This window comes from Ligilactobacillus agilis DSM 20509, assembly GCF_001436215.1.
GTDB lineage: Bacteria > Bacillota > Bacilli > Lactobacillales > Lactobacillaceae > Ligilactobacillus > Ligilactobacillus agilis.
The window spans coordinates 1-14,501 of the sequence record NZ_AYYP01000071.1 but is presented as its reverse complement, the minus strand read 5'-3'; the positions used below and the strand labels follow the sequence as shown (position 1 = coordinate 14,501).

The 14,501-nt window shown below is 43.1% G+C and carries 12 protein-coding genes, 1 pseudogene and 1 riboswitch; of the genes and pseudogenes, 6 read left to right on the top strand and 7 right to left on the bottom strand.

Features of this window, described 5'->3' with window-relative positions:
* Window positions 1-7: 7 nt before the first annotated feature.
* From FC14_RS09180 to FC14_RS09165, 4 genes are all read right to left on the bottom strand, one after another.
* Entirely contained in the window at window positions 8-457 is a 450-nt protein-coding gene (locus FC14_RS09180) for a hypothetical protein (protein WP_056977603.1), read from the bottom strand.
* A gap of 11 nt (window positions 458-468) precedes the next feature.
* Window positions 469-1,353 carry an N-acetylmuramoyl-L-alanine amidase family protein gene (locus tag FC14_RS09175; protein ID WP_082618733.1) on the bottom strand — a complete coding sequence of 295 codons (885 nt, stop codon included), beginning with the start codon at window positions 1,351-1,353 and terminating at the stop codon, window positions 469-471.
* 127 nt (window positions 1,354-1,480) lie between these two features.
* Window positions 1,481-2,776 carry a nucleobase:cation symporter-2 family protein gene (locus FC14_RS09170; protein WP_156655799.1) on the bottom strand — a complete coding sequence of 432 codons (1,296 nt, stop codon included), beginning with the start codon at window positions 2,774-2,776 and terminating at the stop codon, window positions 1,481-1,483.
* Window positions 2,777-2,778: 2 nt separating this feature from the next.
* Window positions 2,779-3,354, bottom strand: a complete 576-nt coding sequence (locus FC14_RS09165) for a xanthine phosphoribosyltransferase (protein WP_056977599.1) — start codon at window positions 3,352-3,354, stop codon at window positions 2,779-2,781.
* 43 nt (window positions 3,355-3,397) lie between these two features.
* Window positions 3,398-3,495, bottom strand: a riboswitch (purine riboswitch).
* A 451-nt stretch (window positions 3,496-3,946) separates the two neighbouring features.
* Between FC14_RS09165 and hisS the strand changes: the two genes are divergently transcribed.
* The 5 genes from hisS (at window position 3,947) to FC14_RS09140 (ending at window position 9,686) form a co-directional block, all read left to right on the top strand.
* Window positions 3,947-5,236, top strand: a complete 1,290-nt coding sequence (gene hisS / locus FC14_RS09160; RefSeq protein ID WP_056977597.1) for a histidine--tRNA ligase — start codon at window positions 3,947-3,949, stop codon at window positions 5,234-5,236.
* Window positions 5,237-5,239: 3 nt separating this feature from the next.
* Window positions 5,240-7,009, top strand: coding sequence for an aspartate--tRNA ligase (aspS, locus tag FC14_RS09155; protein ID WP_050612335.1), 1,770 nt, complete (start codon window positions 5,240-5,242; stop codon window positions 7,007-7,009).
* A 104-nt stretch (window positions 7,010-7,113) separates the two neighbouring features.
* Window positions 7,114-7,638 carry a peptide-methionine (S)-S-oxide reductase MsrA gene (gene msrA, locus FC14_RS09150; protein WP_056977595.1) on the top strand — a complete coding sequence of 175 codons (525 nt, stop codon included), beginning with the start codon at window positions 7,114-7,116 and terminating at the stop codon, window positions 7,636-7,638.
* Entirely contained in the window at window positions 7,639-8,511 is an 873-nt protein-coding gene (locus tag FC14_RS09145) for a YitT family protein (protein WP_056977593.1), read from the top strand.
* Window positions 8,512-8,522: 11 nt separating this feature from the next.
* The gene (locus FC14_RS09140; protein WP_082618732.1) at window positions 8,523-9,686 is read left to right on the top strand and encodes a CDP-glycerol glycerophosphotransferase family protein; all 1,164 of its coding nucleotides are present in this window, start codon (window positions 8,523-8,525) and stop codon (window positions 9,684-9,686) included.
* Window positions 9,687-9,744: 58 nt separating this feature from the next.
* On the opposite strand, the pseudogene FC14_RS09135 reads toward FC14_RS09140, so the two are convergent.
* Window positions 9,745-11,206, bottom strand: a pseudogene (locus FC14_RS09135) (nucleotide sugar dehydrogenase).
* Between the two features lie 200 nt (window positions 11,207-11,406).
* Between FC14_RS09135 and FC14_RS09130 the strand changes: the two are divergent.
* Window positions 11,407-13,218 carry an AAA family ATPase gene (locus FC14_RS09130; RefSeq protein ID WP_056977591.1) on the top strand — a complete coding sequence of 604 codons (1,812 nt, stop codon included), beginning with the start codon at window positions 11,407-11,409 and terminating at the stop codon, window positions 13,216-13,218.
* Window positions 13,219-13,278: 60 nt separating this feature from the next.
* Here FC14_RS09130 and FC14_RS09125 read toward each other — a convergent pair whose 3' ends face one another.
* On the bottom strand, window positions 13,279-13,710 hold the full coding sequence (locus FC14_RS09125) for a DUF7679 family protein (RefSeq protein WP_056977588.1): 432 nt from the start codon (window positions 13,708-13,710) through the stop codon (window positions 13,279-13,281).
* Between the two features lie 64 nt (window positions 13,711-13,774).
* Window positions 13,775-14,305, bottom strand: coding sequence for an NUDIX hydrolase (locus FC14_RS09120; RefSeq protein WP_056977586.1), 531 nt, complete (start codon window positions 14,303-14,305; stop codon window positions 13,775-13,777).
* Between the last annotated feature and the right edge of the window lie 196 nt (window positions 14,306-14,501).

The window sequence follows — 14,501 nt, the reverse complement described above, 5'->3', positions numbered from 1 at the left end:
ATCTTTTTTAGTTTTCCTTTAAGTTAGTCATTGCCTTAGGGCTATTAGCTAAATAATGCCCCTTAACCTTTGTTAAGTAAAAGCGGTAGCGGTGGTTAACCAAAGGCAAGCTATCACCACGATATAAGACGTAATTACCACTTTTAGGGTCACGAAACCCAGCTTTATAGATAGTAAGCTGAGTTTGGCTTAGTGAGCCTTGAGAGACCTTAGTGACTTTGACTTGATAGGCCGTGTAAGTTACCCCTTTAAGCTTAAGTTGGTCGCTTTTTTGTTTGAGAATCTTAGCTTCGACCACTAAATCAGCTTGCTGTTTAATTTGAGTTAAACTGATTTTAGGTGGGGTCAAGTAGGTGGTTTGGGGGCGGCTCTTATGGTAAAGACTGAAGGCTAAGCCACCAATTGCAACTAACAAGATGAGGCTTAAAGCCCAACTTAATAAACGTTTATTAGTCATAAAAACCTCCCTTAATTATTATTAGCCTTAGCGTTGAAATAGGCTTTAAGTCCCGTCACGATTCCATCAGTAGCGCTGTCTTGGTAATTAGCAGTGGTAATTAAGGCAAAATCTTGGCTAGTGTTAATGTAACCTAGTTCCAACAGGACGGCGGGAATGGTGTTATCACGGATGACCAAGAAATCGCCAAACTCTGTCCCCCGGTTATCTAAGCCTAAATTGTCTAAGTGGCTGCTGATGTAGTAAGCTAAAGGCTTGGAAGAAGTTTTGTGATAATAGTAACTAGTAATTCCTGAAGCCTCGTTAGGATTAGGGGAAGAGTCAAAGTGGATACTGATAAAGGCATCCGCATGCAGTTTCTCTGCTAGCGCTGGGCGGGCTTTAAGGCTGACAAATTTATCGCTATCGCGGGTAAAGTAGACCTTAGCACCTTGTTCTTTTAACTTAGAGGCCAGTTGTTTAATGTACTTTAAGGTGTAGTCCTTTTCTTTTTTGTCGCTGTTGGATAAAGCCCCGGAGTCGCTTCCACCATGGCCTGCATCCAAGACAATCGTAGCTTCACTAAGGCTTTGTGGCTTTAGGCAGTACTTGTTTGCTAAAACCCAATCAGGGACCCAACCAATTTGCCCAGTGCTAGTCTTAACCTGGTACCAGTGGTACTTATGGTCTAACACTTTAAGCCTACTGCCCTTGGTTAGGCTAGCTAGCTTTTGATATTCAAGTCCGGGCCCCTTAGTAAGGGCAACGGTATTAGTTTCGACAACCGCCTGCTTAAAGTAGCTAATAGTTTTATAGACCAAGCTCAGCCCTAAAATCAGAATGATTGCTAGTAAAACTAACTGGTGGTGTTCAAATCCCGCCTGCTTTTTAAGGCGTGCTCGTCTTGATTCTGCCATCTAAATCCTTCCTTACAAATAAAATACACGCTTAATTATACCCTACTTTAGACTTAAAGTCAGTTTAGGCTAGAGAATTTAAACAAAAAACCAGGCTCACACTAGAACCTGGTTTCTTGTAGTAACGTTAGGCTTGATCTAGCCCGTCTTTTCCCTTAAAAATGAGGTTTAGGGCCACAGAAGAGATGCTGGCAACCACGATGCCATTTCCTAAGAAAAGTTGAACTGTTTTGGGAAGGAATTGGAAAATGGTTGGGTAAGATGAAACCCCGAGGCCAAGCCCCAAGGCAGTGGCGACAATCAAAATATTACGTTCATCGCTGAAATCGATTTGAGCCAGCATTCTAATCCCTTGGACCCCAATCATAGAAAACATTACTAGCATCGCGCCACCCAAGACGGGGGTGGGGATGATAGTTGCTAGCGCACCGATTTTAGGTAACAGTCCCAATAACATCAATAACCCGGCTGACCAGTAGATAGGCCGCTTAGTTTTGATTCCAGATAACTCAAGGAGCCCGACGTTTTGGGAGAAGGTGGTGTAAGGGAAGGTATTAAAGATGCCCCCTAAAATAACGGCCAACCCTTCTGCCCGGTAACCTAACTTAAGGTCGGTCGCAGTCACATCTTTTTTCAAGACCGAACCTAGGGCGAAGAAAACTCCGGTGGATTCAACCATTGAGACTAGGGCGATAATAATCATTGTTAAAGAAGAGGACCATTCAAACTGAGGCATACCAAAGTAAAATGGTTGGGGAACGTGGAACCAAGCAGCCTGGCTAACTGGTGCTAACGACACCATCCCTAGGCAAGCGGCTAACAAACTACCTAAAATTAAACCAATCAAAACGGCGATTGACTTAATAAAACCCTTGCCCCAAACGGACAGGATTAAAATCACTACGACTGTAAAGAAACCGACCCCGATATTTTGCAGGGCGCCAAAGTTTTTGGCCGTCACATCCCCGCCCCCAATATTTTGAAGCGAAATTGGAATCAAGGTTAAGCCGATAACGGTAATTAAAGTCCCGGTAACCACTGGCGGAAAGAGGCGCTTGATTTTAGAAAACTGACCCCCAATTAAGAAGACAAAAATCCCTGCCACGATGATGGCCCCATACATTGTGCCGATACTAAACTGTTTTCCAATCATCTTTAAAGGCTCAACGGCTTGAATAGCACAGCCCAAAACAACGGGTAACCCAATCCCAAAGTAGCGGTTACGCAGTAATTGAAAGAGGGTAGCTAATCCACACATGAAAATATCAATCGAAACTAAGTAGGTCATTTCTTGGGCGTTAAAGTTTAAGGCGCTCCCAATTAGTAAGGGAACGGCCACCGCGCCAGAGTACATGGCTAATAGGTGTTGCAAGCCTAAAATAGCTGCTTTAGCTTGGTTAGGATTAGTTGTTTTAGTTGTCATCATTATTCCTCCACAAACTTAACTTGACCATCAACAAACGCTTCAATCCGCGCTAGTGATTCGAGGTGGACCCCAGCTTTTTTAATTAAGTCCGCCCCCTTTTGGAAGGACTTTTCAACCACAATTCCTGCCCCAACAATATCTGCTTTAGCTTGGCGACAGATTTCAATTAAGCCAAGGACCGCTTGACCATTAGCCAAAAAGTCGTCGATGATGAGCACTTTGTCAGAAGCAGTTAAGAACTTTTGATCAACTGAGATGGTGTTTAAGACATTCTTAGTGTAAGAAAAGACCTCCGCACTATATACAGCTTCATTTAGAGTAGAACTTTTCTTCTTGCGGGCAAAAACAACTGGAACGTGTAAGGCATAGCCCACCATGATTGCTGGGGCAATCCCAGATGATTCCACGGTTAGGATGCGGGTGATGCCTTGGTCCTTGAATAACTTAGCGAATTCTTGACCGATAGCAGCCATCAAATCTGGATCAATTTGGTGGTTTAAAAAGGAATTGACTTTTAAGACGTTGCCTTCAAGGACAATTCCGTCTTCTTTAATACGATCTTCTAATAACTTCATGATTTCCTCCCTCTAAAAAAAGGCCTACCTAAGTAAGGTAGACCTAATGCCGACGCTTACTTATAGTCTAGAATTTACGGTTCTAGGTAGAAACTGGTGGCCATATTCCACAATTATATAAGTAATCTTATCTTTACTGTGATAATAGCATAAGCAGCAAGATTTAACAAGCGAACATTCGGTTTTGAATGAATAAATTAATGAAATTCACATTTTGAATTCGTTTTCGTTCGGATTTATCTAATTGTTATTAAACGGATTAGTGAGGACAAAATGAATTCTTAACTTAAGGGCTTACAAAGCTAGTCTAAGCTTGCCCGTTAGCTAATTTCGTGCTATTCTATGAGGTATAATATTAGCCGTTTGAGAAAAGAAGAGTAGCTAGTAAACCTAGTTCAGAGAGTAGACGGGAGCTGCAAAGTCTACCTAGGTGTTAGCGAAAGACACTTTTTAAGGTGTATGAGAAACATACCGGGTGAGCCGTTACCTCTTAAGTGATAAATAAAGGTGGTACCGTGCTCATGCGCCCTTGTCTGTGACAGGGGCGTCTTTTTTTGGCTAAGAGAAAATTTTAATGGAAGGAAGTTAATCAATGAGATACCAACGTCCTAAAGGTACGGCAGATATTATGCCAGACCAAAGTGCTAAGTGGCAATACGTTGAGCAAACTGCGCGCGCACTCTTTAGAAAATATCGTTATCAAGAAGTGAGAACCCCAATCTTCGAAAGTTTTGAGGTCTTTTCTAGAACCTCTGGAGAAACATCCGATATCGTTACTAAGGAAATGTATGATTTCTACGATAAAGGGGACCGCCACATTACCTTACGTCCAGAAGGAACAGCTGGGGTGGTGCGGGCCTTTGTTGAAAATAAGCTTTATGGCCCCGAAGTTACCAAGCCTGTAAAAACCTATTATATGGGACCAATGTTTCGGTATGAACGGCCTCAATCCGGGCGATTACGTGAATTCCACCAAATTGGGGTAGAGGCATTTGGAGTAGATAATCCAACCTTAGACGTTGAAGTAATGGCAATGGCGGTTGAATTGCTAGAAAGCTTCGGGTTGACTAGTTTGAAGCTAGCCCTAAATACCCTAGGCGATGCGGATTCCAGGGCAGCTTACCGTCAAGCCTTAATCGACTACCTAACGCCATTTAAGGATCAATTGTCGGATGATTCCAAGGAACGGTTAACTAAAAATCCGCTGCGGATTTTGGATAGTAAGGATGAAGGCGACCAGGCAATTGTGGCTAATGCACCGAAAATCTTAGACTACTTAACAGCCGAAGCCAAGGAACACTTCCAGGTAGTAAGAGACCTCTTAGACCAATTAGGCATCAACTATGAAATTGATACTAACATGGTACGGGGCTTGGATTATTATAACCACACTATCTTTGAAATCATGAGTGATGCGAAGGCATTTGGTGGTAAGTGGACAACTGTTTGTGCCGGGGGTCGCTACAATGGCCTGGTAGAACAACTAGGCGGTCCGGAAACACCTGGGATTGGTTTTGGTTTAGGGGTTGAACGACTCTTATTAATTTTAGCCGACCAGGACTTAGACTTAGAAGATAACTTAGATGTTTACGTAGTGGGAATTGGGCAAGCAACTAATGCCGAAAGCCTAAAATTGGTTCAAAGCTTAAGAAAGCAAGGCTTTAGTGCTGAACGCGACTACTTAAATAGAAAGCCTAAGGGCCAATTTAAGACTGCTAGCAAGTTAAATGCTCGTTTTACGATTACAATCGGTGAAAGCGAACTTGAATCAGGCACTGCTAACTTGAAGGATATGCAAGCCCAAAGTGAAATTAAGGTTAGCTTAGCAGAAATCTATGCTGACTTTGCTAAGTTAGCGCAAGCAAAAGTAAGTGAGGAATAGATAATGAAACGAACAACTTATTGTGGGTTAGTAGATAAAAAATACCTAGACCAAGAAGTAACATTAAAGGGTTGGGTTCAAAAACGACGTGACCTAGGGAACTTAATTTTTATTGATTTACGGGATCGAGAAGGGATTGTTCAATTAGTATTTAGTCAAGAATTTGATCAAGCTAGTCTTGAAGTGGCCGAAACCCTCCGGACTGAATACGTCTTAGAGGTGCAAGGTTTTGTGCGGGCCCGTAAAGACGGGGCCGTTAACCCTAACATGAAAACAGGGGAAATCGAAGTCGAAGTTCATCAGGTTAAGGTTTTAAACCAGGCTAAGACTACCCCATTTTATATTCAAGATGACATCAATGTTTCGGACGAATTAAGACTTAAGTATCGTTACCTGGACTTACGGCGGCCTGAAATGCAAAAAGCCTTGATGATTAGAAGTAAGATTACCCAAGCGGTTCACCGTTACTTGGATGAAAATCACTTCGTTGACATCGAAACACCTTATTTGACACGGTCTACCCCTGAAGGGGCCCGCGATTACTTGGTTCCTTCCCGGGTTTACCCAGGGCATTTTTATGCCTTACCACAGTCACCACAACTCTTTAAACAGTTATTGATGGGAGCTGGCTTTGACCGCTACTATCAAATTGCGCGTTGTTTTAGGGATGAAGACTTGCGTGGGGACCGGCAACCAGAGTTTACCCAAATCGACTTGGAAATGTCCTTTATGACCGCAGAAGAAATCCAAGAATTGACAGAAGGCTTGTTAAAAGCGGTTATGAAAGCTGCTTTAGGCCTCGAAATCAAAACACCAATTAAGCGGATTAGCTGGAACGAAGCTATGGCCCGCTATGGTTCCGATAAACCTGATTTGCGTTTTGAAATGGAATTAAAGGACCTCAGTCAAGCGGTAGCCGGAGCCGGCTTTAAGGTCTTTGACCAAACATTAGCTAATGGTGGTCAAGTCAAGGCTATTGCGGTTAAGGGCGGGGCCGATAAGTACTCCCGGAAGCAAATTGAAGCTAAGCAAGACTATATCAAGCGCTTTGGGGCTAAGGGCTTAGCCTGGGTTAAGGTTACAGAAGATGGCTTTAGCGGTCCTATTGCTAAGTTCTTTGACGAAGAACACGTTGCTAAAATTAAGGCGGCTACCGATGCAAGTGCCGGCGACTTACTCTTGTTTGTGGCGGATAAAGCTAAGGTGGTTGCCGATGCTTTAGGTTACCTGCGGGTTGAAATAGCTAAGGAACAAGACTTAATTGACCCTAATGAATTTGCCTTTGTGTGGGTTGTCGACTGGCCACTATTTGAATATAGTGAAGAATTCGAGCGCTACATTGCTGCTCACCACCCATTCACAATGCCTAATGAAGAAGACGTTGCCTTGCTAGAAACCGACCCTCATAAGGCGCACGCGCAAAGTTATGATATCGTCTTAAACGGTTATGAACTCGGTGGGGGTTCGATTCGGATTCACCAACGGTCAGTTCAAGAAAAGATGTTTAAGGCTTTAGGCTTTAGCGAAGAAAGTGCTAAGGAACAATTTGGTTGGTTCATGGATGCCCTAGATTACGGGTTCCCACCACACGGTGGTTTAGCCTTAGGTTTAGACCGGTTTGCAATGCTCTTGGCTAAGAAGGATAATATCCGCGAAGTAATTGCCTTCCCTAAGAATTCCAAGGCCTCTGAACCATTAACTAACGCACCATCAACCGTAGCGGCTAAGCAATTAGAAGAATTAAGTTTAGAAGTAGAAACGAACGAAGAATAGACTAAAGTGTTAGCTTACTGCTAAAAGTAGGCTAACACTTTTTAATTTGAAAGTATCTATTGTATAATAAATTCAAGTTTTTCGTTTAGACAGGAGGAATTTTAATGAGTCAACAAGTTGAAACAGCTATCTTTGCTGGTGGGTGCTTTTGGTGTATGGTTCAACCCTTCGATGAGCAACCGGGCATTATTTCGGTAAGGTCAGGTTATACGGGGGGCCACGTTCCTAACCCAACTTATGAACAAGTCTGTTCACATACAACGGGGCATACGGAAGCAGTTAAGATTACCTTTGACCCTACCATTATTTCTTATGCGGACCTAGTTGAGATTTATTGGCATCAAACCGACCCAACGGATGCGATGGGGCAATTTCAAGATCGGGGGGATAATTACCGACCAGTCATCTTTGTCAACTCTGACGAGCAAAGAAAAATTGCTACGGCATCTAGACAAAGACTGGCTGAAAGTGGTCAATTTAGCGAGCCAATCGTAACTCAAATCGAAGATGCCAAGCCTTTTTATGAAGCGGAAGAATACCACCAAGATTTTTATAAGAAGAATCCAGCACGGTTTGAAGCGGAAGAGGGACTGAGAAATCAATTTAAAAAGGAGCACTGGGAAAAGTAAATGGATGAATTACAGAAGCTTTGGAAGCGCCATGTCTACATGATGCGGGCCTCGACTGCCTTTATTTACGGAATTTTGGTTTCGATTGCAATGAACTTTTTTTGGACGCCAGGTCATATTTATTCTTCAGGGATTACAGGGTTAGCCCAGTTGATAACCACTTTGACTAAGCATACTCCTTTCCCTTTGTCGACGGCGCTCTTATTGTTTGTTTTAAACATGCCCTTATTTGTTTTAGCTTGGTTTCAGATTGGACACCGCTTCACCATTTTTACGGTAATTGCGGTTTTTGCTTCAAGTTTTATGATTAAGATGCTAACGCCGCTAACGCTAACGACGGATCCAATTATTTGTGCCATCTTTGGTGCAGCCATTAACGGGTTTGGTACGGGCTTGGCATTAAAAAACGGGATTTCGACCGGGGGGGTGGATATTTTAGGTTTAACCATCCGGAAGCGCACGGGTAAAAGTATTGGGACAATCAACATTATCTTTAACTTTTTCATTGTTACGGCGGCTGGAATAGTTTACGGTTGGCCCTATGCCTTTTATTCCGCCCTGGGATTATTAGTTAACGCTAAGGTGATGGATATGGTTTACACCCGGCAGCAAAAGATGCAGGTGATGATTGTTACGACTAAACCTAAGAGTGTAATTGACTGCGTGCAAAACCACATTAATCACGGGATTACGATTATTCACGGAGCCGAAGGGGCTTATATGCACGTTGAAAAGACCGTACTCTTTACCGTAATTTCACGCTATGAGTTACCGGAATTACGCCAAGCTATGCGTGAATCTGATCCAAAGGCCTTTGTAAGTATTGCCGATAATGTCCACATTATGGGGCACTTTGAAGAACCTTCTGTCTAGGGGGTTGGTCCATGAAAAAGACAATCTACTTATGGTTAATTAAGTTAGTCAGCCTGTTTTATGTGAACAAGCCTAAGTCCGGCACGGTCTACTTGATGAGCTTTGGAAATAACCTGGCTTTTATTAAAGCCCTAGCTAAAAAAGATGAACTACTAGTCTGTTATCAAGTTCAGTGTCAAGCAGCCGCTAAGCAACTGGAGGCAAGTGGAATCAAAACCATGTTAATTCAAGATGGCTTTGGTTTTGCCTTTAAAAAATTGGGTTTAATCCTAACAGCGCGCAAACTTTTTTGTGATAACTACTATGCCTTTTTAGGTGGCTGTTTACTTGATCACCACCAGGTCAAAGTCATTCAGGTCTGGCACGCCAACGGGGCGATTAAAACTTTTGGCTTAGAAGAACCGCGGACTGCCACCCGGTCTGCAAGTGATCAGCGGCGTTTTCGTAAGGTCTATGATCAATTTGACGATTACGTGGTCGCATCACCTAAGATGGGCCAGGTTTTTGCTAACAGCTACCAAGTAAGCCCAACCAAGATGAGGGTGTTAGGTTACCCCCGCAGTGATAGGTTATTTAAGCAAGACTGGCAAAAAGAAACTAAGGCCCGCTTATTAGCTGCCTACCCTGATTTACGTACAAAGGAAGTAATCTTATATGCGCCTACTTACCGGGAAGTAAGGGATAATTCGGGACAAGTGGCCCTTAATTTACCCCCTGACTTTGATGAGGTGGTTGCCAACTTAGCGCCTAAGCAAGTCTTGGTGATTAAATTACATCCCCATTTAAAAGCCAGCGCAGTTAAGCTTAAACAACGCTATAGTCATAACCCCAAGGTCTTGTGGTTAGATGAATTTTCGACCGAAGAGGTATTAGTAATTACAGCCCGCTTGATTACTGACTATTCCTCCGTGATTTTTGATTATAGCTTACTGCTTAATGCGGGCCAGCTGATTTTTTACTGTTACGATTTGGAAGCTTACGCAGCCTACGAGGGTTTACAGTCTGACTTTATTTCCTGGCTGCCAGGTCCACTAGTTAAAAATGCGGCTGAGTTAAGCCAAATTCTAGCCCAGCCATGTCAGCTTCAAGATTTAGTTGAGTTCAATCGGTTGTGGAATACCCAAAATGATGGTCAAGCTACTGAGCGAGTGTTAGCTTACTACTATCCAAGATAATATTAACTGAAAAATCACAGTTCAAGTTTTTAATCAGTGTAACTTGAACTGTGATTTTTTAATCTTTGCCGAATAGGTCGCGGGTATAAACTTTTTGTTTAACATCGGCCAATTCTAGGGAGTAGCGGTTGGCAATAATGACGTCACTTTGGGCTTTAAAGCTTGCAAGGTTGTTGACTAGCGGACTGTTAAAAAAGGTAGCTTGGTCGGCCAAAGTTGGTTCATAGATGATTACTTTGGCACCCTTAGCCTTGATTCGCTTCATAACTCCCTGGATAGAAGAGGAGCGAAAGTTATCGGAATTAGTTTTCATAGTTAGGCGGTAGACTCCGATGGTAACAGACTTTTCAGAGTCAGTTGCAAAAGGCATTGCTGCTAGTGTAGGAGTAATAACCAGCCTGTTTTAAAACTTGGTCGGCAATGAAGTCCTTTCTAGTGGCATTGGCTTTGACAATTGCCGCGATTAAATCTTCGGGGACGTCTTGGTAGTTAGCTAAAAGTTGTTTAGTGTCCTTGGGTAAACAATACCCGCCGTAACCAAAGGAGGGATTATTGTAATGCTTGCCAATGCGGGGGTCAAGGCAGACGCCCTTAATAATCGCCCGTGTATCCAAGTTTTTAAGTTCAGCGTAAGTATCAAGCTCGTTAAAATAAGCCACCCTCAAGGCCAGGTAGGTGTTGGCGAATAGTTTGACAGCTTCTGCTTCGGTTGGAGGTATGAAGAGGGTAGGAATATCGCTAGCAAGCGCACCTTGTTTTAGGAGGCTAGCAAAAAGCTGGCTAGCCTGGGTAATCTTAGGGTCAGCTGACTTAGAAACGATAATCCGGCTGGGATAGAGGTTATCATATAAGGCCTTTGATTCCCGCAAGAATTCTGGGCTAAAGAGGATGCGGTTGGTCTGATACTTGTGGTTGAGTTCAGCCGTATAACCAACTGGCACGGTTGATTTGATGACAATCGGGGCGTGAGAGTTGCTTGCCAAAATAGCCGCAACGACCCCTTCAACCGCACTAGTATCAAAGTAATTTTGAACGGGATCGTAATCAGTGGGGGTGGCAACGATTACGAAGTCGGCCTTGGCGTAGGCGGTGGTAGGGTCCGTAGTCGCTACTAATCGCAAGTCTTTATTGGCTAGGTAGTCAACTAAGTAGTCGTCTTGAAGCGGACTTTTTCTTTGGTTAACTAAGTCAACCTTAGCCTTGACTAGGTCTAAGGCAGTTACCTGGTTGTGTTAGGCTAACAGAACCGCCAAAGATAAGCCAACGTAACCTAGACCTACCACCGTGATATTATAGGATTTGCTAGGAGAAGTAGAGGGAGGCGGTGCTGTTTCGAAAAGTGGGGCAAGCTCAAAATTTAAGGCAGTCCCTAATTGTTCGAGTTGGGGGATGCTTGGAAAAAAGCGGCCGGATTCAAACTTACTAATAGTAGTTCGGTTAATTCCCGTTTGGTTGGCTAAAGCTTGTTGCGTTAACCCGAGGATTTGACGCTTTTTTTGATTAAGCTTGCTAGTTTGGATAGGTTTAAGGTTTGCATTTTAATCACCTCTGTTATCTTAAAGTACAAGGGATGCGTTCTCACTAATAATTATAACTTTAAATGTGCTTGAAAGTAACATTTTTGTGACTAGTGCCCTTAACAAAATTTGCTATAATTAGGTTGGAAAATAAGTTTTGAAGGGGTGGGCCCTATGGCAAGGTTTATAGTTGGCCCTAATGATTGGAATTCTACTTTAAGGCCCACACTGAAAACGTGATTAATCTTTACCTGCGGGCTAAGGCGATGATTTATTTGAAACAGGCTTTCTTTGAAGAGGTAATTTCTCCTAACATTCGCTTAGAAGATGGGGCGCTGGCGACGGTGGAGCAACTCGAACTAGCTGACGGTGACGCTAGTTTACTTGAATTAAAAGCGGATGCGACTAGTCACATAATCTTTGCGCACCAAGCGACTGGCTTGAAACAAGTAGAGGCTGAAACTCGTTTTCAAACCGAAGACAAGTTAGTGGGCTTAAGCGAAGTCAAGGCTAGTTTAGCAACGATTTTACAAAAGGCTCGTTTTTATCAGCTCAGAAGACAACAGGGATTAAACGCTGAGGGAGTTAATTTAAACGCCTTATTCATGGGGCCAAAAAGTAGTGGCAAGGCTACTAGTGCCCGCTATTTTGTCCAACAGTTAGCCCAAGCTAAGTTGGTAGATGAGCAACGCTTTATTAAAGTCCAAGCCAAAGAATTAACGGATGAGCGGGGCTACGAACGATTAGGTGAATACTTAGAAGATGCGCGTGGTGGGGTCCTTTTAATCGAAGGAGCTCAACAATTGCTAGGACAAACGGAGTTATTAGACTTATTATTGCAAGGGCAAACACCAGTCATCATCCTAACTGGTCCTAAAAAAGAACTTACTAAATTAAACTCAGTTCCAGGTTTTACTAAACATTTTCCCAACCAGTTGAATTTTACTGGTTATAGTCAAAATGAATTAGTTGAAATTGGAAAGAAACTACTGGCTGACTGGCAGTATCGTTTGGCTGATGAGGACTATTATACCCAAACATTGGCGCACTTATGTCAGCAGGCTAACTTTAACCAGGCGAGCGCGGTGGCAGACTTCAACCACCGCTTGCGCGAACAGATGTCGCAGCGGGTGATGGCGACGGCTGATACGGACTTAGAAACCATTACTAATGAAGATATTAAGGCGGTAGCTGATCAGCTAGGCACTAACCACGCAACTAAAGACGCCTACGCTGAGCTAAATAGTTTGATATGGATTGCGGAGGTAAAACGGGCGGTCAAGAATTTTATTGACCTCAATGTAATTAACCAACAGCGTAAACAGGCCGGCTTGGTAGTGGCTAATACGAGTATGCACGCAATGTTTTTAGGAAACCCAGGGACTGGGAAGACGACGGTTGCCCGTATTTTAGGGGAATTATTGTACCAAAAAGGGTTGATTAGGAAACCGACCCTAATCGAAGTTTCTCGGAGTGACTTGGTGGCAGGATACGTTGGGCAGACTGCAATAAAAACCAGAAAGAAGCTGGAAGAAGCTTTAGGTGGAGTACTCTTTATTGATGAAGCTTACACCTTGAGTACTGGAGGGAGTAATGACTTTGGGTTAGAAGCCATCAACGAAATCTTGAAGTTTATGGAAGACCATCGGGATGATATTGTAATTATTTTTGCCGGCTATACCAAGGAAATGCAGGCATTTTTAGCAATGAATTCAGGGTTAGAAAATCGGATTCCCAACACCTTTACCTTTGCAGACTACACCATAGCCGAATTAGTACAAATTGGGCTACTGGACCTAAAAAAGCGTAACTATCAGGTAGAACAGGCAGCTTATGCTTACGTAGTTAGTGAAAGTTATCAAAAGAGCAATGACCACAGTAACGGTCGGTGGGTACGGAATTTAAACGATCGGTTAGTTAGACTCCAAGCTAGTCGGCTAGCCCAAAGTGACGGTCCAAGTGACTTAGAGTTAATTACACGTGGAGACCTTGAAAAACTCTTAGCAACCAATTGAAGCTAAAAAATAAGAACCGCTTGAAGGATTGATTTTTGGTCAATCTTTCAAGCGGTTTTGTCATGGGCGCCATTTGGTTTTAAGCCACCAAAGTAAACAGTCTTTGGCAATCAAATATTTATGCAAGGGTGGATAATCATGCTGTAAAAAACGAACGTTTTGCTTGAAGGCAGCTTGCCAGGGATTAATGAGGGGGGACTGCCACTTATCGGCGGTGATAAACTGGCCCCGACTACGGTTAGGAAGGGCCTTGTTTTTGATAAAGACGGCGCAAATTTTACCAACTTTCATCAACGGCACCTTTCGATTACGATATTTGCCCGCTGGAGTATTGATTAGGGCGCCTAAAAGTAACTGCTGCCAATCATGGGGGTGTTCGTGAATGTAATGCCACATGGGCTTTTGCAAGTCCTTGGGTAATTGCAGTTCAACTTGCTTGCCGTTAAGATAGCTAACCCTAACTGCGATGTACTTCTTTTTGAAACGTGACATAAAAATTCCCCCAACCATATCTAAAGTCTTACCTAGAATAACAAATTTACAAGCATTTGCCCAGTCATCGGCAAAGGGTTTTGACCTTAGCCATTAATTTTGAGTAGATGTGGTCATAAAACCACGGTTCGCTGACTTTTTGTTTGAGCTCACTAAGCTTTAACCAGGCAACTTGACTATTCTCATCAGCTTTAATCCTAAGAGGAAGGTCGTCGCTTGCCTGCAGTAAGTAAGTAACGTTTAAGTGTAAGTGGGATGAGACATAGTGTCCGTGTTTTTGGTGTCCGTCAACTGTTAAGACTTCTAAAGAAAAGAGGGAGGGGGTCACAAATTCGACCGCCGTCAAGCCGCTTTCTTCGGCGATTTCTTTCAGGATGACCCGTTTTAAGTCCGTTTCACCGTCGGCATGCCCACCCAGCCAGGCCCAGGACTGGTAGATGTTGTGATAAGCCATGAGAACTTTTTGATGGTCGGGGCTAATAATCCAGGCGGAAACGGTAATGTGGGCTAATTTACTTTGACGTAAGAAAACTTGGTTATTGCTAGTTAACTGTTGTAAAATAAGCTCTTTATCTAGGGCTTCTTGTTCATTAATTTAGGGCGGGATACCAGTGGTTTTAACCTCTGGAGGGATAGCCCTCACTTTAGATTCGTTAGAACCTACTTTTTACCCTTTCGCTTCCTTATGATGTGTATTCACCGAACAAAAGTGCTATAATGTCAGTAAAGAAAGTAAGGTGAACCTAATGGAGATACAAATTACTATCAAAGTGAAATTAAATCTTGCCAAC